Origin of the sequence: Thermogemmatispora aurantia (genome assembly GCF_008974285.1) — a bacterium.
GTDB lineage: Bacteria > Chloroflexota > Ktedonobacteria > Ktedonobacterales > Ktedonobacteraceae > Thermogemmatispora > Thermogemmatispora aurantia.
Genome location: NZ_BKZV01000004.1, coordinates 394,171 through 418,805, shown reverse-complemented (window position 1 = coordinate 418,805; position 24,635 = coordinate 394,171). Strand labels below are relative to the sequence as shown.

General features: G+C 61.8%; 7 protein-coding genes and 2 CRISPR repeat arrays. Of the genes, 6 read left to right on the top strand and 1 reads right to left on the bottom strand.

The annotated features are described in order from the left end of the window. Positions 1-126: 126 nt before the first annotated feature. The 3 genes from KTAU_RS14200 to KTAU_RS14190 all read left to right on the top strand — a co-directional run bounded on the left by KTAU_RS14200 (position 127) and on the right by KTAU_RS14190 (position 10,476). Positions 127-3,735, top strand: coding sequence for a helicase-related protein (locus KTAU_RS14200; RefSeq protein ID WP_151728997.1), 3,609 nt, complete (start codon positions 127-129; stop codon positions 3,733-3,735). Positions 3,736-3,786: 51 nt separating this feature from the next. After that, the gene (locus tag KTAU_RS14195) at positions 3,787-6,918 is read left to right on the top strand and encodes a DUF1156 domain-containing protein (RefSeq protein WP_151728996.1); all 3,132 of its coding nucleotides are present in this window, start codon (positions 3,787-3,789) and stop codon (positions 6,916-6,918) included. A gap of 165 nt (positions 6,919-7,083) precedes the next feature. Next, positions 7,084-10,476, top strand: coding sequence for a DUF499 family protein (locus KTAU_RS14190; RefSeq protein ID WP_170293298.1), 3,393 nt, complete (start codon positions 7,084-7,086; stop codon positions 10,474-10,476). A gap of 139 nt (positions 10,477-10,615) precedes the next feature. Further along, a CRISPR array of direct repeats spans positions 10,616-12,638; the repeat unit is 37 nt; unit sequence CTTTCAGTATCCTCAAGCGGATCGAGACCCCTGCCAC. 408 nt (positions 12,639-13,046) lie between these two features. On the opposite strand, the gene KTAU_RS14185 is transcribed toward KTAU_RS14190, so the two are convergent. Further along, positions 13,047-15,821 carry a helix-turn-helix domain-containing protein gene (locus KTAU_RS14185; protein ID WP_228026483.1) on the bottom strand — a complete coding sequence of 925 codons (2,775 nt, stop codon included), beginning with the start codon at positions 15,819-15,821 and terminating at the stop codon, positions 13,047-13,049. Between the two features lie 279 nt (positions 15,822-16,100). Here KTAU_RS14185 and KTAU_RS14180 point away from each other — a divergent pair, with 279 nt between their 5' ends. From KTAU_RS14180 to KTAU_RS14170, 3 genes are all read left to right on the top strand, one after another. Beyond that, entirely contained in the window at positions 16,101-16,586 is a 486-nt protein-coding gene (locus KTAU_RS14180) for a response regulator (RefSeq protein ID WP_151728993.1), read from the top strand. 156 nt (positions 16,587-16,742) lie between these two features. Further along, positions 16,743-17,369 (top strand): LuxR C-terminal-related transcriptional regulator, encoded by a 627-nt coding sequence (locus KTAU_RS14175; RefSeq protein ID WP_151728992.1) that lies wholly within the window; start codon positions 16,743-16,745, stop codon positions 17,367-17,369. 394 nt (positions 17,370-17,763) lie between these two features. Further along, on the top strand, positions 17,764-23,325 hold the full coding sequence (locus KTAU_RS14170) for a DEAD/DEAH box helicase family protein (RefSeq protein WP_151728991.1): 5,562 nt from the start codon (positions 17,764-17,766) through the stop codon (positions 23,323-23,325). An 83-nt stretch (positions 23,326-23,408) separates the two neighbouring features. After that, positions 23,409-24,488: direct repeats of the CRISPR family, unit length 37 nt; unit sequence CTTTCAGTATCCTCGTGCGGATCGACTCCCCTGCAAC. Between the last annotated feature and the right edge of the window lie 147 nt (positions 24,489-24,635).

Sequence of the window (24,635 nt, the reverse complement as noted above, 5' to 3'; positions counted from 1 at the left end):
CGCCGGGCCCTGCTCCGCCCAAGATGCCCTGTTTGCCGACTTGATCTAGAGGTGCCGATATAGTACAATTGGGCAGCAGGCATCACGGTTGCGATGTGCGTCAGGTCCGCTAAGGAGCAGTTTCCTTTGAGTGGTTCGGGTAGTGATCCTTCAGACCCGGTAGCCTTTCCTCCATCCGAGCAGTCGCCCCGTCGACACCGGCCTCACGAGGAGGAGCAGGCCCAGCGGTCAGCTTCTCATATTGATCTTGTGCAACATCCCCAAGAGGGTAGCCACCCCAGACCGCCAGCCGAGGGCGTTGAGTCGCTGACCGGGTTGGCAGCGCCCATCTCTTCCCCAAAAGTCCTAGCCGCTTGGGAGCAGGGTGTTTCCTGGCGAGCAGGGCCGCCCGATTTCGGCGCTGATCCCGAGGTGGTGCGGGCGGTGGTGGAGGGTGAGCGCCTCTCGTACGCTTTTCTGCTGAATCCGACCTTTGCTGCTGAGGTCTCGCTCATCGATCCTTTGCCCCATCAGCGCATGGCCGTCTATGAGCATATGCTGCCGCAGCCGCGCCTGCGCTTTCTGCTGGCGGACGACGCCGGAGCGGGGAAAACGATTATGACTGGCCTGTATATCCGCGAGATGCTCAGTCGCCGCCTGATTGGGCGTGTCTTGATCGTGCCGCCGGCGGGCCTGGTCGGCAACTGGCAGCACGAGCTGCGCTCGCTGTTTAATCTGCCGTTCCGCATCGTGTTGGGCAGCGAGGCGCGCGAGGGCAATCCTTTTGTGGGGCCGGCGAGCGATCTGCTGATTGTGAGCGTCGATACGCTGGCGGGCGAGCGCCTCTTTCGGCGGCTGCAGGAGCCGGAGGTCGAGCCATACGATCTGGTGGTCTTCGATGAGGCCCATAAGCTGAGTGCGAGCTACGATAGCGATGGGCGCCTGCGCGCGACGGAGCGCTATCGCCTGGCTGAGGCCCTGGCCGGCATTCCCACGGATGACGCGCGCTGGTCGCTGTCGTGGAGCTGCCATCATGTGTTGTTGTTGACGGCGACGCCCCATATGGGGAAGGCTGACCCCTATTATTGTCTGTGGCGCTTGTTGGAGCCAGAGCTGCTCTCGACGCGCCAGGCTTTCGAGCAGTTTCCGGCCCAGGCTCGCCGGCGCTATTTCCTGCGCCGCGTGAAGGAGGAGCTGGTGACGCTCGATGGGCGCCCGCTTTATCCGCCGCGCATCGCGACGACGCTGCGCTACGAGCTGAGTCCCGCCGAGCAGGAGTTATATGAGGCCACGACCGCCTATATTCGCACGACCTATAACCGCGCGCTCCTTTTGAATCGTGAGGCGGCCCGTCTGGCGATGAGCGTTTTTCAGCGTCGTCTGGCCAGTTCGACCTATGCTCTGCTGCGCTCGCTGGAGCGACGGCTGAGGCGCCTCGATGAGTTGATCGCCCAGGTGCGCCAGGGCGAGCTGCCGCTCTCGCGCCTGCATCAGCTTCAGGTTCAGGCGGCTTCCTCTCGCCTGAGCGATCCGCTGGAGACGAAGACCGCCGATGAGGAGGAGAGTGTGGCGGGTGAGGAGGAGCACGAGCGGGTGGAGCAGGAGATCCTGCAACTGGTGCTGGCTGCGTCGCTGCAGGAGTTGGAGGCGGAGCGCGCTCAGGTGGCCGGCCTGCTGCAGCAGGCTCGTCGGGTCTATGAGCAGGGGGCGGAGGCGAAGTTTGAGAAGCTGCGCGAGGTGTTGCGCGATCCGCGTTTCGCTGGCGAGAAGTTGATTATTTTTACGGAGCATCGCGATACGCTGGTGTTTTTGCAGCGGCGTCTGGAGGCGCTGGGCTTTACGGGCCAGCTGGCGCTGATCCACGGTGGGATGACCTATACGGAGCGCGAGCAGGCGGTGGCGTTTTTCCGCAGGCCGCTGGCCGAGGGCGGGGCGCGCTATTTGCTGGCGACGGATGCCGCCGGCGAGGGGGTCAATCTGCAGGTGGCCTGGCTGCTGGTGAACTACGATCTGCCCTGGAATCCGGCCCGTCTGGAGCAGCGCATGGGGCGCATCCATCGCTATGGCCAGCGCCACGATTCGGTTTACATTATCAATCTGGTGGCTGGCAATACGCGCGAGGGCTATGTGATGGAGCGCCTGCTGGAGAAGTTGGAGGCGATCCGTCAGGAGCTGGGCAGCGATAAGGTCTTCGATGTGATTGGGCGCCTGCTTGAGGGTGTGTCGCTGCGCGAGTATATGGAGCGTGTGGTGCTGGGGCCGGCGGAGGAGACGGAGGAGATCGGGCGGCGTCTGGAGGAGTCGCTGACGGCCCAGCGGGTGCGCGCCGCGCAGGAGGAGGAGCGTCGCCACTATGGGCTGAGTGCGGAGCCGGGGGCCGATGCGGTCAGGCGAGAGCTGCCACGTCTGCGTCAGGAGCTGGAGCGCGAGGGCTATCGTCGGGTGCTGCCGGGCTATGTGCGGGCCTTCGTGGAGCGGGCGGCGCCCCTCCTCGGGTTGAGGATCGAGGAGCATGGCGATGGGACGTTCGCCCTGCATGAGCAGACTCCGGGGGCGCTGACCTGGTTGGAGCCAGCTCTGGAGCGCTATCCGCCGCGCTGCCGGGCGCGTCTGACGGTGACTCCGCCGCGCGCTGATGAGGAGGCGATCTTTCTCTATCCAGGCGAGCCGCTCTTTGATCGGCTGCGTGATCTGCTCTGGGGGCGCTATGGTGAGGAGGCCGGGCGCGGGGCGGTCTTTGTTGATCCGATGGCGCGCCGTCCGTATGTCTTCTCGCTGTTGCGCCTGGCGGTGCGGCGCGAGGCTGAGCCGGGACTGCGGGCGTTGCAGCACCCCGAGCTGGTGCAGGTGACGCTGGTCGGACTTTGTCAGGAGGAGGATGGGACGCTCAGGCAGTGCCCGGCGGAGCAGCTGCTGCTCTTGCGCGCCGGTGGAGGCGAGCAGCAAGCGCGGGCGCGACAGGTGCTGCAGCAGCTGGGACCGCGCTGGTCGGAGTTGACGGCGCGGGCGCTGACCTTTGTGCGCGAGACGATCGGGGGCCGCTTGCTGGCCGAGCGGCGGGAAGCGCTGCTGGGAACAGTGAGGGAGCGGCGTGCGTTTTTGGAGCGGGCTTTTACCTATCAGGAGGGGGAGCTGGCCGAGCGGCGCCGGCGCTTGTATGAGAAGGTTCAGGCTGGTGATGGGCGGGCGAAGGGGGAGCTGACGCGCGTGAAGGCTCTGCAGCAGTCGCTGCAGCAGAGGCGGGCGGCAGCTCTGGCAACGCTGAGCCGTGAGCCGGAGCTGTTGGCGCTGAGCGAGGTGAGTCTGCTGGCGCAGGCGCTGGTCCTGCCTTCGACTGATCCCGAGGATGAGCAGCGCTATGCGGCAGCGGTGGAGGAGATGGCGATGCGGGTGGCACGCGCGTATGAGGAGGAGCGTGGGGCGCTGGTGTGGGATGTGTCGACGCCGGAGAAGGCGCGGGCCGCCGGGCTGGAGTCCTGGCCGGGCTTCGATTTGCTCTCGCGGCGCCCTTCGGGCGAGGAGCGGGCGATCGAGGTGAAGGGGCGTGTCGGGACTGGCCCGATTGAGATGACGGAAAATGAGTATCGGCGCGCGCAGAATCTGGGTGCAAAATATTGGTTATATTGCGTTTTCGAATGTGAGAAGCTGGCTCCGGTGCTGCGGCGCGTTCAGAATCCGCACGCGAAGCTGACCGCCTATCCAAAGGGCGGGGTGCTCTTTTCGCCGACGGATATTCAGCGCGCCGCCGAGGAGTGAGCTGCTTTCTCCTCTGGTATTTCTTTCCCCAGTATATCGCTGTTAAGGAATATGGTTATGCATGAGGAGCGTCGCCTGATTGAGGTCGATTTTCCTTTGAAGCAGACGTCTCTTGATGCGGTGCATGAGAAGAATGTGCGCCACGGGCATCTGTCAACGTTGCATATCTGGCCGGCGCGCCGTCCCCTGGCGGCCTGTCGCGCGGCCCTGCTGACGGCTTTGCTGCCGGCCCCGGAGTCGGAGCAGCAGCGGCGCCAGTTGTTGCAGCGCATTGCCGGACGAGTGAAAGATCCGACGCGCCAGCGCCAGCGGCAGGGGGCGCGTCGTCTGGAGCATCAGGAGGAGACTGAGGGGGGGGTCCTGCACTGGGGACGGGAGACGGATGAGGCGCTGGAGCCGTTTCGCCAGGAGATTCGGGCGGCTTTCGGCGGGCGGGCGCCGCGGGTGCTTGATCCGTTCGCCGGCGGTGGGGCTATTCCGCTGGAGGCCATGCGCCTGGGCTGCGAGGTGACGGCCATCGATCTGAATCCGGTGGCCTGGTTTCTGTTGAAGTGCACGCTGGAATATCCCTGGCACCTGACCGGGGAGCGGCGCCGGCTGCCGGATTTTGTGCTGGGCTGGCGCCCTTTTATGGAGGCTTATCTGAAGGCTCAGGGCCTGAAGGGAACGAGGCTGGAGGCGGCGCTAAGGCAGCTGGGAGTGAATGAAGCAGGCGAGGGAGCAGAAGCGGAGGAGTCGCCACGACAGCATGAGTTAACTGGTCTGCAGGTCGCTGTGAGTCTGGAGGCCGAGGCGGCCTGGCATGTGCGTGCCTGGGGCGAGTGGGTGCTGCAGCGTGCGCGGGCGGTGCTGGCAGGCTACTATCCGACGGTCGATGACAGGCCGACGGTGGCTTACCTGTGGGCGCGAACGATGCGCTGCAAGAATTGCCGGGCGATGGTGCCGCTGCTCAAGACGCGCTGGCTGGCCAGGACGGGGAAGAAACGGGTGGCGCTCAAGATGGAGCCAAACGCTGAGCGGACAGGCGTGGCCTTCGAGATCTGGGAGGATGTGCCGCTGCCGACGGGGACAGCCCAGGAGCGCCGGGCTTTTGAGCGCCGCGTGGGCGGAGGGACGATGTCGCGTACGGGGGTGACCTGCCCCTGCTGCGGGACGGTGATCAAGATGGAGGATATCCGCTTCGAGGGGATGGCGGGCCGCCTGGGAACAGTGCTGACGGCGGTGATCGTCGAGGGCAAGCAGGGGAAGGAGTATCGCTTGCCGACGGAGGAGGAGCGCCGCGCCGCCGAAGAGGCGGCTGACGCGCTGCCGGCCCTGTTTGCGGCGATCCCTTTCGGTCTGCCAGAGGAGCCTTTGCCTTCCAAGGAGACGCTGGGCATCCGTGTCCCCCTCTACGGCTTCTCGCGCTGGCATCAGCTCTTTACGCCGCGCCAGTTGCTGGCCCTGGGGACCTTCGTGCGCGAGACGCGCGCCGCACGCGAGGAGCTGCGCGCCCTGGGCTACCCACCGCACTGGGTGGAGGCCATCAGCGCCTATCTGGCTCTAGCCTTAGACCGTACAGCAAACTATATGAGCACCCTTTGTTTCTGGGAACCAGTAGCTGGCGAAATCAAACAAACCTTCCTGCGCTTCGCTCTACCTATCAGCTGGGATTTTGCTGAAGCTAATCCCCTGTCCCTTAATGAGAGGTTCTATAATGGGGCAATCATCAACGTCACCCAAGTGCTGGGGAATTTACTTAAAATTACGAAGAACTCATCTAAACCTACTGCTCTCAATCAAAGCGCAACGCAGCCAGTTCCAGAAGAGTTTGACCTCGTTGTAACAGATCCGCCCTACTACGACGCCATCCCCTACTCCGACCTGATGGACTTCTTCTATGTCTGGCTGCGGCGCAGCCTGCACGGCCTCAGCCCCGAGATCGACGCCGTCTTTGCCGCGCCGCTAGCCCCTAAGTGGGATCATGAGCGCAACGACGGCGAGCTGATCGACGACGCCAGCCGTTTCGGCGGCGACCGCCAGCGCTCGCGGGCTGCCTACGAAGATGGCATGTACCGAGCCTTCCAGGCCTGCTACCGCGCCCTGCGCCCCGATGGGCGCCTGGTCATCGTCTTCGCCCACAAGCAGCCCGACGCCTGGGAGACCCTGGTCGCGGCCCTCATCCGCGCCGGTTTCGTCGTCACTGCCTCTTGGCCAATAGCCACTGAGATGAGAGGTGGAGTCCGTAACTTTGAGAGGGCTTCCCTTTCCTCCTCCATCTGGCTGGTCTGCCGGCGGCGGCCCGAGAGCACGCGCCCCGGCTGGGACAAGACCGTCCTTGCCGAGATGCGCCAGAACATCACTGAGCGCCTGCGCCACTTCTGGGACGTCGGCATTCGCGGCCCCGACTTCATCTGGTCGGCCACCGGCGCGGCCCTCGAAATCTACAGCCGCTACCCGGTTGTCAAAAAAGCCGACCAGCCGGGCCAGCTCATGAACATCAGCGAATTCCTGCGCCACGTCCGGCGCATCGTCGTCGACTTCATGGTTGGGCGCGTCCTCAGCCAGAGCGGGGACAGCATCAGCGAGCTGGACGACCTCACCGCCTACTACCTGCTGCACCGCTACAGCTTCGGCTTCGAGCCGGTACCCAGCGGCGTCTGCATCCTCTACGCCATGTCCTGCGGCCTCAGCGATCGTGACCTCGTGCAGCGCTACGACCTGCTCAGCCGCGGCACCCTAGCCAGCTCTAGCAACGGCAGCCCCCCCGACGAGGACGACGAGGAGGAGGACGAGGGCGCCGAAGAGGTCAACGGGAGATCAGGCGAGAGCAGCGGCAGCAACCTGCGCCTCAAAAGCTGGCAGCAGCGTCGTCAGCCGCACCTCGGCCAGAGCGTCAACGGCAAAGACGACGAGCCACCCCCGCTCATCGACCAGGTCCATCATCTCATGCACCTGTGGAAAGCCGGCGACGTCCGCCCCGTCAACGACTATCTCGACCACCAGATGCTCGACCACAAGCCGCTCTTCCGTGCCCTGCTGCAGGCCCTCATCGAGCTGGCCGCCGAGAGCAGCGATGAGCGCTCCCTGCTGGAGAGCATCAGCAACTATCTTGACCAGCGCAAAGGCTTGCCAAACCAGAGCCTGCCGTTCAGCCAGGTCCAGGCAAGGCCCCCTGTTCCATCCCGCAGCAGGCCAGAATAGGGCAGCCGCACTTTCCTGACCTGCCGCCCGACCTGCTCCTGCTCCGATCGCCGCGGTGGGCCAGGCCGGAGCGGGCAGGCTGGCCTCAGTCAGCCCCAGGAGAAAGTACCCTGATTGGAGGAGATGTACGAGCAATACAGGCAAAGAAGAGGGAGAGAGGAATCTATGAGCACCAGTACACACCGGTGGCATCCCTGGCATGGGATCGTGCGCCTGCGCGACGAACTGCTGAGTGGCGACCTCAGCCTGGCCAGCTTTGCCGCCGACCTCTATGACGTCGTCATGCAGCGAGGCAACTCGCTCTACCGCGAGCCAGACGAATTCTTCTCCTTCACCTATCCCACGGCCAACATGCGCCGTCTGGCGCGGGAAGTCATGCAGCGCCTGGCCGGGCGCAGCGATCGTGCTGTCTATCAGCTCGAGCTATACTACGGCGGCGGCAAGACCCACACCCTCATCACCCTCTATCACCTGGCTCGTCGGCCCGAGAGGCTTCCCAAGCTGCCCGCCGTCGAAGAATTTCTGGCAGCCATCGGTCTGAGCGCCCTGCCGCGGGCGCGCATCGCCGTGCTGGCCTTCGACAAGCTTGACCCAGAGAAGGGCCTGGAGATCCCGGGACCTGGTGGCGAGCGACGTCGGTTGCGCCATCCCTGGAGCATCCTCGCCTACCAGCTCGCCGGCAGCGAAGGGCTGCGCCTGATCCACGGCGAGGACCAGGACGCGGAGCGCGAGACGCCGCCGGCGGAGGAGCTGCTTGCCAACCTCCTTTCGCTGCCGGCCCGCCAGGGAGATGCCACCCTGGTTCTCATGGACGAGGTCCTCATCTATGTCCGAGAGAAGGTCGGCCTTGATCCTGTCTGGCGCTGGCGCATGAGCGACTTCTTCCAATATTTGACGCAGGCCGCCAACAAGGTGCCCACCTGCGCCGTCGTCGTCTCGCTGCTGGCCAGCGACCCGCGCAAGCGCGACGAGCTAGGGCGCGAGCTGAGCAACGAGCTACAAGAAATCCTCGGACGCCAGCGCGAGCCGGTTTTCCAGCCGGTCGAAAAAGAGGACCTTGCCGAGGTGCTGCGCCGGCGCTTCTTCACTCCCGACTCCATCCGCAACCGCGACCTTTTCCGTCCCCAGGCCATCTTTGCCGTCAACGGCATCGCCTCCCTTGTCGAAGAGGTTGCCAGGCATCGTCACGAACTTGAGGAGCGCATTGTCAACAGCTATCCCTTTCATCCCGATCTCATCGACCTCTTCTACGGCAAATGGACCGACCTGCAGACCTTCCAGGGTACGCGCGGCACGCTGCGCAACTTTGCCCTGGCCTTGCGCGACGCCGCCCGCTGGGACCCCTGCCCACTGGTCTCCGTCAATGCCTTCATTGGCCCGCCCAACGGCAGCGGCCTCTCGGAAGTCGCCCACGAGCTGGCCACCACCGCCGAAAACGAATCGTACGAGGGCCGACGCCAGGCCTGGAGTGCGATCCTGGAGAGCGAGCTAGAGAAGGCGCGCCAGATCCAGCGCTCCTTTCCCTCATTGCGGCACTTTCGCGAGGTCGAGCAGGCGGTTTTTGCCACCTTCCTGCACTCGCAGCCCGTGGGCAAAGATGCCAACCTGCATGAGCTGCTGCGCCTCATCGGCCAGATGAGTCCCGATCGCATTGCTCTGACGCAGGCCCTGAAGCAGTGGACCGAGGTCTCCTGGTTTCTCGACGAGAGCACCTGGCATGAGAGAGAGAAACTGGACGAGGAGGGCCAGGAGCTGCCAAAGGTCTGGCGTCTGGGGGCGCGACCCAACCTGCGTCAGATGCACCACGATGCCTGTCAGAACATCAGTCCCGAGGCTGTCGAGCACCATCTGCGCCGTGAAATCGAGGAGTGTCGCTATCTCTTCTCGACCGGTGGCGAGCGGCATCCGCCGCGCGTGCACAAGCTTGCCCGGGAGCCACGCGATGTAGATGACGACGGTGATCTACATCTGGTCATCCTGGGGCCAGAAGGGGCCTGCCGTCCCGGGCATCCCTCGGAGCTGGCCCTGCGCATCCTGAACGAGAAGAGCGGTCCCGAGGCGCCGCGCGTCTATCGCAACGCCGTCATCGTGGTAGCTCCCTACACGCGCGGGCTGGATGGTGCCCGCGAGGCCCTGCGCAGCTATCTGGGCTGGCTCGACGTTGAGGAGCGACTCAAGCGTGAAGAGCAGGAGGTCGACAGCAATCGCCAGGCACTGCTGGAACGCGAGAAGAAAGAGAGCGAGACGCGCCTCAAGGAGCTGGTGCGCGAGAGCTACTGCATTGTGGTGGCGCTCTCGGTCAACAACGAGGCGGAGGCATTTCAGATCAAGCTCACCGAGAGCAATCTGTACGCCTCGCTCAAGGCTGATGAGCGTGTGCGCATCTCGGAGCAGCCGATCGAGGCAGAGGCTCTGCTGCCGGGCGGCCCCTATGAGCTATGGCGTCCGGGCGAGAGCGCGCGGCGTTACAAGGATGTGCTGGAGGCCTTCGCCCAGTTCGTGCACCTGCCGCGTATTGTCGACCGCCAGGCCATCAGGCAGACCCTGATCAATGGCTGTCTGCAGGGACGCTTTGTTTTTCGTCAGCCGCGGCCCGATCGCAGCTATCGCACCTTCTGGCGGCAGCGTCCCGATGAGGAGGTGCTGCGCGATCCGGCGCTAGAGGTGGTCTTGCCCGAGGCGGCCAGTCTGACAGAGCTGGCGCCTGAGCTGTTGCAGCCTGGGGTGTTGCCAGAGCTGTGGGAGGGTGAGGAGCTGTCTCTCAGTCGGCTCTCTATCTACTTTGGCGGCGGTCAAGTCGTCCATGAGCCGCGCGATGGTTACAGTGAGCTGTTGGCCATTCCGCAGGCTGAGCCGCGGGTGATCAGGCAGGCGGTGCGCGAGGCGGTGCGGGGGCGACAGCTCTGGTTATTGAGCGGGCAGAGCAGCTTTTTGGGGGAGGAGGTGGCTGAGGATGTGCTGTTGAGCGAGGGGGCACGTCTGAGGCGCCCGCCGGAGCCGTTGGCGGCCAGTGAGATTCTGCCTGAGCGGCTGCCGGAGGCCTGGCGTGGTGAGCAGACGACGGCGCGGGAGATCGCTGATGCGTTGGCCAGGCGTCTGGGTGTGCCCTTGCCCTGGCTGACGGTGCGGGCGGTCATTGAGGATGCTTTTCAGCAGCGTCTGCTGGAGCGCAGCGTCGACTCAGGTCCCTGGCCGTGTGACTATGCGGGGGCGCGGGCGGTCAAGATTGTGGTGACGCGCCAGGAGCCGGTAGCGGTGGCTGGCCTGCAGAGCACGCTCATGGGGGCGGCAGGTGTGAGCGCCGCGCGTGAGCAGCCCGCGGCTTATGTGTTGCCGCTGCGCGCTGAGGCGACGCTTGAGAGCGGCGAGCTTCAGAATTTGGCTGAGGTAGTTGGCGAGCTGTTTAAGATCTGTGGGGACTACAATCTTACTCTGCGTCTTCAGGTTGGGATCGAGGTTGAGCCGGCCAGCCGTGTGACGGGGGAGGCCTTGCAGCGTTTGAATGCTGTGTTGGGCGAGGTGGCACCTGGCTTGAGGTTGCGCTCTTCTTCTGCCTGAGTATGGAGGATGGATCTTTTCCTTTTGCTCGTTGCCATCTGCTGAGTAAGGAGAGCAGAGAAGCAGAGTGAGCGCCGGGTGGCATGCCCGGCGCTCATGTTTTATTGCTGGACGCTTTTCCTCCCCTCCTCCTCTCCTTCTTTCAGTATCCACAAGCGGATCGAGACCCCTGCCACTCTGCGATCAGCTCCATATGACCATCCGGGAAATTCTCCTTTCAGTATCCTCAAGCGGATCGAGACCCCTGCCACCTTCTCTTCTGGCTCTTCTGGCTGGGCCGCTGGTGGCTTTCAGTATCCTCAAGCGGATCGAGACCCCTGCCACGCGGCTGCTCATCCAGCGCATGCGTCGCGTCAATCCCTTTCAGTATCCTCAAGCGGATCGAGACCCCTGCCACGCATGGTGAGAAGAACGCTTACTATGCGCATGAACCTTTCAGTATCCTCAAGCGGATCGAGACCCCTGCCACCCAGAAGAGCCGGAAAAACCGGCGGGCAGAAGAGGACTTTCAGTATCCTCAAGCGGATCGAGACCCCTGCCACCGCGGCCCGGGGACCGGCTGACGTGGCCCGGCGGGCCTTTCAGTATCCTCAAGCGGATCGAGACCCCTGCCACTTCGCGAAAGTAACGAGAATTACTATCAGCATGTGCAACCTTTCAGTATCCTCAAGCGGATCGAGACCCCTGCCACTCAGCGTGTAATTCGTCTGTTCCGATCTTCCATCTTTGCCCTTTCAGTATCCTCAAGCGGATCGAGACCCCTGCCACAAAACCGTTTCCAATGCATGTGTGTCCGATTCCCATCGTCTTTCAGTATCCTCAAGCGGATCGAGACCCCTGCCACAACGGCGCTACGTGGCAAACGGTGAGCAGCTCCGGCCCTTTCAGTATCCTCAAGCGGATCGAGACCCCTGCCACTCCGGCTTCTGATCCGCTAGTCGATGCAATTCGTGCGCTTTCAGTATCCTCAAGCGGATCGAGACCCCTACCACTGTTCAGCCTCGGCCAGATCTGGAAATTCAAAGGCTTTCAGTATCCTCAAGCGGATCGAGACCCCTGCCACGGTACTGGACGATGGGGCAAATATCATCTCAAAAGTCTTTCAGTATCCTCAAGCGGATCGAGACCCCTGCCACCAAGAATGATCAGACAGCCCCCGATCAGTGGGGTGACTTTCAGTATCCTCAAGCGGATCGAGACCCCTGCCACGCAGCGCGTGTATACCGCAATATGCGCGCGGATGCCGCCTTTCAGTATCCTCAAGCGGATCGAGACCCCTGCCACAGCAACCGACAATCAGCGGCCCGGTCGTGCTCGTTCTTTCAGTATCCTCAAGCGGATCGAGACCCCTGCCACAGGAATTTTCCCCCGGATACGTCCAATCTCCCGCCTCTTTCAGTATCCTCAAGCGGATCGAGACCCCTGCCACAGCAACCGACAATCAGCGGCCCGGTCGTGCTCGTTCTTTCAGTATCCTCAAGCGGATCGAGACCCCTGCCACGACGAAGCGGTTTGCCAATCCGAACGAAACGATCGACTTTCAGTATCCTCAAGCGGATCGAGACCCCTGCCACTTGGTTCGAGCGGTTTGAGCCGATTCTCCCAGAGGCTTTCAGTATCCTCAAGCGGATCGAGACCCCTGCCACTTATCCAGAGATTTACCGTGAGAAGGGGGCATTAAATCTTTCAGTATCCTCAAGCGGATCGAGACCCCTGCCACTCAACTTACAGGCCACTCCGGTCACCGTTTGCATTCGTCTTTCAGTATCCTCAAGCGGATCGAGACCCCTGCCACAACGGCATCTGATCCGCTACCACAGGCGAAATTGCCTTTCAGTATCCTCAAGCGGATCGAGACCCCTGCCACCGTTTTCGGAAAGCTGTAACATCTTTCAGCAATCCCTTTCAGTATCCTCAAGCGGATCGAGACCCCTGCCACACAGACAAGGGCAGGTCCGTCACACTGTCATAGCCATACTTTCAGTATCCTCAAGCGGATCGAGACCCCTGCCACGCCGAGGTGAACGCGCTGATCGATGCGGCCTGGCAACTTTCAGTATCCTCAAGCGGATCGAGACCCCTGCCACACCGTAATGCCATTGCGCGACTAGAGGATGTTTCGAATCTTTCAGTATCCTCAAGCGGATCGAGACCCCTGCCACCGCAGCCGGCGGAAGAGCATCGGGGATACTTCTCACTTATTCTATAACGATCGAGGCCCCATTTTTGGCATCTGAACGCCTCGTTTTTCCCCTTCCCCAGCTACCAACATCTATCGTATCACGACCTTTCTCGAACCTCGTTTTTTGCAAGCCGCAAGGGGCGAGTTTCGAGAAAGCACCAATATATGTTCAGTTATAAAAACAGCAAAAGGTGCGAGATTCCGGCCAAAAGTGGCCAGAATCTGACCGGATTGGGGGGCACCCGCGGGAGAGTTTCGAATCGGCCTCTCAAATGGGCCATTTTTTGGCCAGGCTCCCTTTCCTCCCTCTCTTCTCTCCTCCCCAAAAACAAAAAGCTCGCGGACCAGCCGTCGGCCCGCGCTGCAAACAGGCGCTCCTCAATGCAGATCACACCTGATGAGCCAGCGCTCTTTGCACCTCATCAACGCCGTAGACATGAAAAAGCATCTGGAGCAGACGCATGCGTGCCGTCGGATGCCAGCGCCTCCCACTGCCCAGCTCCTGTAAAGCCGCTCCCAGAGTCAGCGTGAACGTGCTCAGTTGGGCAGCCTCATCCCGATCAGCCGCCTGCAACAGCCAGCGCCTACGTACCTCATCCGCTGGAACACGTAAACGGATCACCGCCACTACAGCGACCGCCAGCAGCCAGTACTCAAGGTTTAACGACAGTATCCTGATCTCCTCAATCGCCTCTGGCCCTAGCCCAAATTCCTCCCTGATTCCACGCCGAGCACAAGCAAAGAAATCACTATCACCCGAACGCTCGCGCCCGCGCGGGTCCAGGCCCGGCGCATTCATAGTCTCTTCGAAAGATACTGACCAACAACCAGGGTAGAATGCTACTGCCTCCGAGCGCCGCATCAGTATGACCTGCTGATCACTGGTCAGTACCACTCCCTGCAGGCTCACCGGCATGGGAAGCGCCGGATAGACCCCGGGAAGATAACGCAAAGCTGTCACCCCATACTTCTGACGCAGACTACACGGCCCCGTCGGACCCTCCAACAACGGTTCATCTAGAGCATATGCCAACGGATAATAGTCATGGAAGCCGATCGGTGCTAGCATCACTTCCAGCCCTCGACGGTCACTGAAGGCGGGAGTATAAGTAGCCAGGCGATAATGAGAGGAATTGGTAAAATGGGCGGCTACCGGAGGTAAATAGCGTTGCCGACAACGTTCGACCTCCTCGGGAACCGGCAACGGTCTGGCCAGCCGCCTCGTCACAATGTCGGCAGGCAGCCAGCCCTGAAAGGCCGCACTGCTGGTGAGCATAATCAGTCCATCTACAGCCAGACTGTCAATCCCGGCCTCTTGCATCAACTGCACAGTCTCAGGTGCAGCCAGATCTGAGAGCGAGAGCGCTTTGTCAGATCGTGACCTCTGCTCGGCGCCATAGGCCGCTCCAATCACTGGCTTCACCTCCTCTCGCTCGTCACGAGCCGTTCCAGTCGCTCCCAACAGTACCGCACCAGTCGCCTCGGATAGCCCTAATCGGCGTTCTTGATCTTCCTGTGCTGGTCCATCAGATAGCGCTACACTCTGGCTCTGTTCCTTGATTGCCGCCACCACGGCATCCAACCCATAGCGCTGAATGAGCCATTGAACCAGGCGCATCCGTGACGTCGGGTGCCATTGGCGAGGTGCAAAGAGCGTCGCCACCACCTCGTCAAGCCGGCACGCGATCCCTGTCATCTGTAGCGCCTCGTCGCGGTGACGCGCACTGATGAGCCAGCGCTCCTTGACAGCGGCGAAAGGCCGCGCCAGCTTGATCAGCATGAAGACATCAACCGAGAGCGTCGGATATTCGACGTTGAGCGAGAGAGCTTTCATCTCCTCGACCGCTTCCGCCGGTAGGCCAAACTCTTCCTCCAGTCCGCGATAAGCAGCGTCGAAGACATGAGCATCGCCCGACTGAAAGGACCCAGCAACCTGCCCTGGCGCATTCATGGTCTCTTCGAAGGATGCTGACCAGCAACCAGGATAGAATGCCACCGCTTCCGAGCGCTGCACAAGTACCAGGCGTTCATCTTGCGTCTCTAACAGACACTGAATGCTTACCGGCGCTGGTATCAAGGCCACACTGCGGGAGTAAGAGCGGGTATATAAGGCAGCACTTCCATATTTCTCGCGAATACTCAGAAGCCGACCATCTTGAGAGGGGAGAAGTGGTTTATCAAGGATCGGAAGCAATGCCATATAATCGTAGAAACGGAGCGGGGCCAGGATGAGCTTCAAACCATCAAGCTCACTCCAGGCTGGGGTCAGCGAGACCAGTTGATAGTGTGGAGCGTTGAGCGCACTTTCCTCCAATGCCGCCCGCTGCTCGCGCAGGACGGCAGCCAGATCCTCGGGGAGGGGCCACGGCTGCGCCAGGGTCGTCATCTGGATCTGCCTCTTGTCCCAGCCTCTAAAGCCTTCGCTGGCGGTGAGCACAATACACTCGTCGACAGCAAAGCGTTCAACACCTGCCTGTTGCATCAGCCAGCGCGCTCTTGCTGACGCCAGGTTGAAGAGGTCAGGAGATAGTGCAGAGGAAGAAGATGTCTGTGATCGTTCCTCAACGGGAGAGGTACCAGTTTGCATATTGCGGCTTTGATCGAGATGCGTTCCATGTCCTGGGGAAGCGCCTGGCTCTCCGAGGTGGGAAGTATGCTGAATCCAGGTAAGCTGCTGCTCCAGTTCTTCAAGCAATACGCGATAGCGAGCGATCTTTCGACGTAGGAGTGTACTCACCTGCTCTGAATGAGAGACCGCAGGCTCACGCATCCACTCTTCCAGTTGTGTCAACAGCCGTAGTACTTCTACCCTGCCTTGTTCCACATCCTCACGGGGCAGCGAGCGAACACCGTGAGAGGAAGATGGCGGCCAGAGGCCCAGGACAATCAGCTCTCCAAGAGTGAGCAAGGCCGGATCAATAGAAGCCAGAGAGAGGATACGATCGCGTTCGCTGGCCGCGTTACAGAGCAGATGCACCAGCGCAATGAGTAGCATACGGTTTTTGCCGCGTGCGGGCAGAGGAATTTGTCCCTGTTCCAGTCGCGAGAGCGTACTCTTGCTGCTTCCTACCAGACTGGCCAGCGTGGTTAACGAAAGGCCAGCCTGGGCGCGCAGATTCTCCACAAATAGCCCCAAGTCACGCGCCTGGTGTACACTTCTCATCACCGTTACCAACCCTCCCGACCTTCGCTGGCCTGAAGATAAGCTGTCGTTGCTGAAGTTTCAGGAATACAATTGCTTTCCCACTTTTCCCAGCTATACTCTCTGCAAAAACAAGCTCCCTATCAAAGGAGCGCCAGATGAGCTGGCAGGAACAAGCGAGTGCCGTAAGATATCCTCATGCCTTTGAGCATACATCGAGTGCAAGAAAAAATCAATCTATGAACATGAGTAACCCAAGAGGGAAGTGAGGAATACATCCAAGCAAAGGAGGCCAAGATCATGCGCCCAGGACCGACCATTCTCGTAGTTGACGATTCGCTGGTCTGTCGAACGGTGCTGCGCGTGGCCCTCAGCCGCGCCGGCTACCAGGTCCAGACCTGCAGCGACGGCCTCAGCGCCCTCTCAGCGCTGACCAGCCCCGGAGCACCCCCGCCCGATCTGCTCCTGCTCGACTGGCTCCTGCCCCATCTCTCCGGTCTCCAGCTCACCTATCTCCTGCGCCACCAGACCCGCTATCCCCGTTTGTCCCGCCTGCCCATTCTGATGCTGAGCTGCCGTCACAGCACCCTCGACCGCCTCAAGGCTCGCCTGGCCGGCGCCTCCGCTTTCCTGGCCAAACCCTTCACCATCGCCGACCTGCTCACCATTGTCCACAATCTCCTATCCTCTTCGCCTGGTCCACACCTCACCCCACTCCCTCCCCCGCCTGCGCTCCCCCCAGTCCCTACCGCCCAGTCCCTGCCACCCCCCTCCTTTTTCCCTTGATCATAGATAGCTTGCTTGCTCATCCTGATAGCTATTCGTCCATTCATCCGCTTGCTCGTCAGCCAGGCCACCGGCAGGAGGTCCGCCAGCTCTCTGGCTGATCGCCTGTCGGCAGGTCAGGCCATATGATGCTTCAGTCAGAAGGAGGATCATCTCATGACTTCACCCTCACCACGCTCGCACTCTGGATCAGCAAGTCGGCGGCTCCGACGCCCCCTCACCCGTCGCCAGTGGCAGATCGTCCTCTTGCTGCGCCTGGGCCACTCGCGCCGGGCCATTGCCGCGCAGCTGGGCCTGTCTCCCGGCACGGTCACCGTCCAGCTCGCACAGCTACGCCATCGCCTCGGCCTGCCACGTCGCAGCCATCTGCTGCCTCATATTCCCTGGGAGCTTTGTCCACCCGAGCTGCTCCCTCCTGAGCCACTCCCTCCCCTGCCGCCCGCCTCGCCACTGCCAGCCATCCAGGCCCCGCCCCCCCGAGAATCCAATAACCGCCCCGGCCTCCTGCGCGGGCAGCGACGCTGGCAGGTGCTCCTCTTACTGCGTCTCGGCCTGACACCTGCCCAGGTGGCCAGGCGCCTGGGAGTGAGTCGCAACACCGTCTACGCCCACCGGCAACAGGTTCACGAGCGCCTCGATCTGCCGCTCGACGTGCCGGCTTCGGCGGTGCTAGACTATGTCCCCTGGGAAGAGTGCCCGCCCGAGCTGCTCCTCTGGCTGGAGCAGGCAGAGCCTACCTCGCCATCCCAACGGCCAGAGTCCCCAACCAGAGCACTGCCCTGAGCGAGCCAACAATCGGTTGGCCAGGCTCGTCCCGCGCACCCCGGGCAGAGACCTATTGCTTGCTTGATCCCTCTCTCTGCCCACTCCCTCAGAGCGAATTATGGCAGCCTCCAGCAGAGCAGACAGGAGGCACACTTTACTGAAGCAGCAGAGCCATGCTATAATTGGCAGCACTTCGATTCCCAGCGTGAGAGAAGCGGCGCAGGCTCCCCAGCCCGGCCCTCTTCCACTCAGAAAGGACTGTCCGCGCTGAGCGCCCGCCCCGTCTTGATCGCCTCGCCTATCACGGTCTGACACCACAGCGATAGAGGAAACCTGTTCCTGAGCTTTCCTTGCCCTCACCGACCTTCCCGGCAGCAGACTCTGCGGTGAGAGCTTGAAACAAGGAGCACTTATGAATCAGACCACCAGCCAACAGCACTATGACCTTTCAACGATCGCGCGCGAGCTTCAGCAGCAACTGATCCGTTATATTGAGGCCCAATATCCTATTCGTCACAGCGACGTCGTTGAGGAGCGTCGCCGGCTGCTGGAGGAGCCGAAGGTCATTGCACGCGAACCCTATATCGAAAGCACCCCTGGCTACCCTGGCGGGCGCTCTTATACCAACCTGGATCTGCCGCCCGTCATAGGCCAGGCCCTGGCCGAACTGGCTGGCCAGGCTACTGGCCTGCCTCCGCTCATCCCTCCCCAGCCCTATCCCCACCAGGGCGAGGCCCTGGAGGCCCTGCTCGGACAAGACCGCGATCTGATCCTGACCACCGGCACCGGTTCGGGCAAAACGGAGGTTTTCCTGCTCGCGATCCTTGCCCGCAGCCTCGACGAAGCCGGGCAGCGCCGCGAGAGCTTTGCCCTACCTGGTATGCGCACCCTCATCCTCTATCCCACCAATGCCCTCGTCAACGACCAACTGATCCGCCTGCGCCGTCTCTTCGGCCATGCCGCCTTTGCTCGCTGGTTCAAAGAGCGCTACGGCGTTAGCCGCCCGCTTCGCTTCGGCATGTATACCTCACGTACTCCCTACCCAGGCCAGATGAGCCAGGAACGCAACAAGGCCCAACTGCTCCCTCTGCTCGATTTCTACGCCAATGTATCCCCAGAGCAACGTCAGGAGCAGGAAGAGAGGGGACGCTGGCCGGCCTGCAATCTGGAACGCCTGCACGATGCCGCCATCCGGGGAGCAGTCGAGATCGACGCTGACGATCGCGAACTCTACAGCCGTCACCAAATCCAGCGCTGCTGCCCCGACATCCTGATTACTAACTATTCCATGTTGGAATATATGCTGATGCGCCCCATCGAGCGCAGCATCTTTGCCCAGACCGCCCAATGGCTGGAGAGCCATCCGGCTAACAGCCTGCTGATTGTGCTCGATGAGGCGCACCTCTATAGCGGTGCCACCGGTGCAGAGATCTCGCTGCTCCTGCGCCGCCTGCAGGCCCGCCTTGGCATCGGGCGCGAGCGTGTGCGCTACATTCTGACCAGCGCCAGTCTGGACCCCAGCGCCGGCGAGACGGGCATTCTGACCTTTGCCGAAGGGCTGGTAGGGGCCCGCGGCTCAGCCGGCGCCAGCTTTGCCATCGTCCGTGGCGAGCCAAGCCAGCCGCCCTCGGCTCCCAGCGTCGTCAACGGGCGACCGCTCCCCAGGCCGACGCCAGAGACCGAAGGCGCAGCGCTGGCGGCCTTCGACCTGACGGCTTTCGCCAATCGAGTTCTGGACGAGGGCGCTGCTCTGCGAGCCGTAGAGGACCTCAGCCAGCGCCTCGGCTGGCCAGCTCCATCCTCCCTGGCCGAGTTACCGCTCTATCTGGGTCGTTGCCTGAGCAGTCTGCAAAGCTTCCGTCTGCTGTGGAGCCAGACCGCCGGCAAGGCCCGCGCCTTGAGCGAGCTGGCCGCCCAGCTTTTCCCATCGCTCTCCGAGCAAGAGCGCGTTCGCGCCACCAGTGCCCTGCTCAGTCTGGCTGCCGCCGCCTGCCGTGAGGATGATCAGCCCCTGCTGCCGGTGCGCGCCCATTTCCTCTTTCGCGGCTTGCCGACGCTCTACGCCTGCGTCAATCCACGCTGTAGCGCGCTCCTGCACCAGACAGACGGACCGTCGACGCTGGGCCGGCTCTGGCTGAGTCCCCGCCTGCACTGCGACTGCGGCGCGCGCGTCTACGAGCTGTATGCGCACCGAAACTGCGGGGCCCTCTTCCTGCGCGTTTTCACGACGACGGGCAGCGCTGGCCCCCAGACTCAGTTTCTCTGGCACGAGCCGGGCGAGGACCGTAACCAGGCCCATGAGGAGCTGCTCCTGATCGGCTCTCCCCATCCCCGGCAGCATTCCACACAGTCGCATCTGCAGGAGCTGCGCCTGCACATCCAAACTGGCAATGCCTACGTGGTCGGGAAAGGGCTACAATCGACATGGGCCTGGGGCCGCGAGGAAGAGTTTATCACCCTCTATCGACCTGCTCCTGAGAACAAGAGCAAAACAAGTTCTAACGCCAGCAATGGAGGGGATCAGCCAGCAGCCGGCAATGGCTGGAAGAGCTGCCCGGTCTGCCTCAAGCGGTTGACCACATCTGATGCCCTGGCCAGTCTGGCGACGCGCGGCGAGCAACCCTTTGTCAACCTGGTGCGGCGTCAGTTTGAGCTGCAGCCGCCACGTACACCAGCCCGAGAGGCAGCCCCTAACATGGGACGCAAGGTCCTGCTCTTTTCGGATGGCCGCCAGCGTGCGGCGCGTCTGGCGCGCGATCTACCGCGCGAGGTTGAGCTAGACACTTTCCGCGAGGCTCTCATCCTGGCCGCGGATCGCCTGCGCCAGCGCCACGGTCAGGAGCTGGTGCCGCTCGATGGGAAGCTGCAGCGGGAGTTTATCATCGTCTGTTCTAAATATGATCTCTACTTTTTCGATGGTGACTCTCAGAAGGAGCTACTCAGGCGCATCCACGAGTTCCGCCAGGATTACCAGGGGAATGAAGACCTGGCCATTGCTGAAGATTGGACGCCGGCCCTGATCCCTGGCTATCGCCGCGCTCTCCTGCGCCAGGTTGCCGACCGCTTCTATTCGCTGCCACGCATGTGCATCGCCATTATTGAACCGGCGCCAGCCGCGTTCAGGGCCTTGCACCGTAAATTCTCCGCTAGCGGGCTGAGCGATGAGGAGCTGCGGGCCCTGGCGATCCAGTGGATCGCCGAACTGCTTGAATTGAGCGCTTTCGACGATGGCATCGCCTTCTCGGATCGGCAGATGACTGTCCCCGGCGAAGGTTTCCGGGAGGACAAGTCGCCGCTTGAGGCAGAAAAAATGGCCAGAGAGCTGCTCAAGGTCGGCAACGAAAAAGAGTTTCGCCAGGCCATGATCGATGTACTCTGCAGTTCTTCCTCCAACGGGCCGCGTTTTCTCCGCCCAGAACAGCTAGCCCTGCGTCTGACTCTTGACGATAAGTGGTATCAGTGTCGCGACTGCACACAGCTCGTCTGGCAGCCGCTGCGCGGACGCTGCCCGGCCAGGAGCTGTCGGAGCGAGAATCTGCAGCCTCTCCCTACCGAGGACATCAGTTTACAGGCCCGCACGGCCTTCTATCGCGAGCCATTGCGCCAGGTGCTGGCCGGACAGCGCCGTCCCATGCACCTGACCGCCGAGGAGCATACCGCCCAGCTCTCCCACCGCGACAGTCAGGCGGTCTCGTCGACCACTGAGGAGTACGAGCTGCGCTTTCAGGAGATCGGCATCTCAGCAGAGAAGCCGGCCATCGACGTGCTGAGCTGTACCACCACGATGGAGGTCGGCGTCGATATTGGCCAGTTGCTGGGGGTGGGCCTGCGCAACATCCCGCCGACGCGCTCCAGCTACCAGCAGCGCGCCGGACGGGCCGGACGGCGCGGGGCCGCTCTCTCAACGGTGCTGGCCTACAGCGAGAACGGCAGCCATGACGGCCACTACTTCGACCACCCCGAGGAGATGATCAGCGATCCGGTGCCCTGCCCGCGTCTCTCCCCCGTTAACAAGCGCCTGCTCACGCGCCACATTCAGGCCGCCCTCCTGCAGACCTTTTTCCGCGAATACGTGGAGGGCAAGACGGAGGCCGCTTTACAGCGCAGTTCGCTTCCCGAGGCCCTGGGGCGCGCCAGTGATTTCTTCCAAGAGAAAGGAGCGGCGACGTTGAGCCGCTTCGGCACGTGGCTGAAGCAGATGCTCAGAGAGCGCCCCCTTGAGTTCAGGCGCCACGTTATCGCCTGGCTGCCAGATGAGATCGAGGGTCAGCGCTGCGATCTCGAGCGCAAGTTTGCCATCGTTGGCGAGATTGGGGCCAGGCTCTGCGAGCGTCTGGAGGAGCTGCAGCGGGAGTTCGAGGAGCAGCGCCTGCTCCTGTCGGCGGGCTGGATGAGCGCCAGCAGCGCCGATGATGTGAAAGAGGTTCTCTTACTTGACCTGCTCTTTGATCAGGGCCTGCTGCCACAGTATGCTTTTCCGCGCGAGCTGCGCAGCTTCGTCATCGAAAAGAAGAATCATCAGCGATTTGGCTTTCGGGAGCGTCCGCAGCAGAGCGTCGATATCGCACTGACGGAGTACGCGCCCGGGCGTGAGTTGGTGGTGAATAAGGAGACCTATCAGAGCGGCGGCATCTACGTGACGCTCTTTCCTGGTCTGGCCCCCAGCAATGCACCGTCGCCGGTGGAGCGCTTCTTTAAGCAGGCCCGACGACGTTTTCTGCTCTGTCAGGTCTGTGGCTATCTTGAAGAGACCACCACCCGCAGGGGAGCAAACGGCAGCACCGGAGTGCTGGAACAGCCCTGTCCCCAGTGTCATACCCCCTTACGAGAACAGGAGATTCTTGATCCGCCAGCCTTTGCGCCGTGGGGGGCCACTTCGCGTGAGCGTCGCTCGTCTGCCCACAGTGCTCAGCAAGAGCAGGGAGTCATCTACACGGCGGCTCATCAGGTGATGCCCTTGACCAGTCGCGACCGTCTGGATCGGGAGACGTCGAACGGGGGCGCAGCCTGGGCATACAAGGAGAATCAGGAGCTGCTCATCGTCAATGCCGGCCCTGGTGGCACCGGCTTCACTATCTGTCGGAGCTGTGGCGCCGCTGTGGTTGGGGCGAGCAGCGCGGCGCTGGAAGGTTCCTCTTATCATGCTCACCCGCGTCCTTTCCTGAGTGCCCAGGAGCAATATTGTAAAAGCCGCTCATACTGGTATGGCTATCTCGGCCATATCTTCCGAAGTGATCTGTTGTTGCTACGCCTGACGCTGCCCTGGGGGACGCGCTATGAGGTTGGGCAGAGCTGGCTGGCGGATGCCGCCCATACGCTGGCCCAGGCCCTGCAACTGGCAGCCACTCGCCTGCTGGACATCCAGTCGGGCGAGCTGCGCATCGGCTGGAACTACACGCCGATGGGCAATGGCGTGCTGGTAGGACGCAGTATTGACTTTTTCCTGTTCGATGCGCTGGCCGGTGGGGCGGGCTATGCCACTCAGGTAGGCCAGGAGATCGAGCAGTTGCTTGACAAGACGCTAGAGATTCTCAAGGAGTGCCCAGAGAACTGCGAGCAGTCCTGTTATCGTTGTTTGCGCAACTATGGCAACCGCATGCTGCACTATCGCCTCGACCGTCATCTTGGCCGGCGCCTGCTGCAGGCGATTGTCGAGCAGCGAGCGCCGGCGGCCTTCTCCCTGGAGGAGCAGAGGCGACAGCTTGAGGGCCTGGCTCAGTTTCTGACGCTGCAGGGCTACGACTGTCATCAGCCGGGCTGGCTGGCGGGTCAGTTAGTGCCGTTGCTTGCGAAGGACGAGGATGGCAACCTGCTCGCTGTCGGTACTTATCCTGTTGAGCAAGACTATAAGCAAACCGGACATCCCTTGCAGGAGCTTGGACCGAGGGTTTGTCTGGTAAGTGACTACGAGCTGCGTCACGATCTGCCGGGAGTGGCGCAGGAGGTTCATAGTGCCATGTCCGGCTCCAGGTAGGCTGTGACCGCAAACGGCTAACGGCGCTCGTGGGATTGACTTGCGGGCGCCGTTTTTTTCATGCTTTCTTTCAGTACCCTTGTGTTTCAGTATCCTCGTGGGGATCGACTCCCCTGCAACTCAGTGCCCGGACGTCGACCCTGCGCTGGCAACCGGAACGCTTTCAGTATCCTCGTGCGGATCTACTCCCCTGCAACGATCCCAAGATCACGCGCAAGATCTCGCAATTTCGTGGCTTTCAGTATCCTCGTGCGGATCTACTCCCCTGCAACGTGATATTTTGACCGACAGCATTTCCTACCAACACTACTTTCAGTATCCTCGTGCGGATCTACTCCCCTGCAACGTCAGATCTGGAATACCTGGCACAGAGTTACCGCTGCCTTTCAGTATCCTCGTGCGGATCTACTCCCCTGCAACTCTTGTTTGCCCTGATCTCCCTGCTGATGTGGGGAAGCGCTTTCAGTATCCTCGTGCGGATCGACTCCCCTGCAACTTTGGCCCTTTGGCCCTTTGCGCTGGTGTAAATGTAACCTTTCAGTATCCTCGTGCGGATCGACTCCCCTGCAACTAAGCTCGTCCGCCAGCCGCTCAAGGAGCGGTGTGCTTTCAGTATCCTCGTGCGGATCGACTCCCCTGCAACGTGGATTGCGCGCGTGCAATCGTGTGCTGCGTGAGGCCTTTCAGTATCCTCGTGCGGATCGACTCCCCTGCAACTATTGCCGCCGGCTGCCAGGTCTTGCCGCCGTCAACTTTCAGTATCCTCGTGCGGATCGACTCCCCTGCAACGTGGATTGCGCGCGTGCAATCGTGTGCTGCGTGAGGCCTTTCAGTATCCTCGTGCGGATCGACTCCCCTGCAACTCAGTATACCAAAAACGCGGCTGACCTCAAGATGTTTTCCTTTCAGTATCCTCGTGCGGATCGACTCCCCTGCAACCTTAAAAAGCAGGAGAGTCGTCGTCGAGGCCGTGACTCTTTCAGTATCCTCGTGCGGATCGACTCTCCTGCAACCCGGAAATCCGGCGCGCCCGCGTGAGGGTGAGGGGAGCCTTTCAGTATCCTCGTGCGGATCGACTCCCCTGCAACGGAACACCATTGGCCAGGCATCGCATTATTGCCTGTTCCTTTCAGTATCCTCGTGCGGATCGACTCCCCTGCAACCGCAGGCAGCGGAGGAGCATTAGGGATACTTCTCACCTATTCTATAACGATCGAGGCCCCGTTTTTGGCTTCTGAGAGCCTCATTTTCTTCTCCTCCCGCCTGCCAAAATCTATCGTATCACGACCTTTCTCGAAACTCGTTTTTTG

Excerpts from the sequence above, each read along its gene's own strand:
- KTAU_RS14185 (WP_228026483.1), bottom strand. The coding sequence starts at position 15,821 with ATGAGAAGTGTACACCAGGCGCGTGACTTGGGGCTATTTGTGGAGAAT.
- KTAU_RS14190 (WP_170293298.1), top strand. The coding sequence starts at position 7,084 with ATGAGCACCAGTACACACCGGTGGCATCCCTGGCATGGGATCGTGCGC.
- KTAU_RS14170 (WP_151728991.1), top strand. The coding sequence starts at position 17,764 with ATGAATCAGACCACCAGCCAACAGCACTATGACCTTTCAACGATCGCG.
- KTAU_RS14195 (WP_151728996.1), top strand. The coding sequence starts at position 3,787 with ATGGTTATGCATGAGGAGCGTCGCCTGATTGAGGTCGATTTTCCTTTG.
- KTAU_RS14180 (WP_151728993.1), top strand. The coding sequence starts at position 16,101 with ATGCGCCCAGGACCGACCATTCTCGTAGTTGACGATTCGCTGGTCTGT.
- KTAU_RS14175 (WP_151728992.1), top strand. The coding sequence starts at position 16,743 with ATGACTTCACCCTCACCACGCTCGCACTCTGGATCAGCAAGTCGGCGG.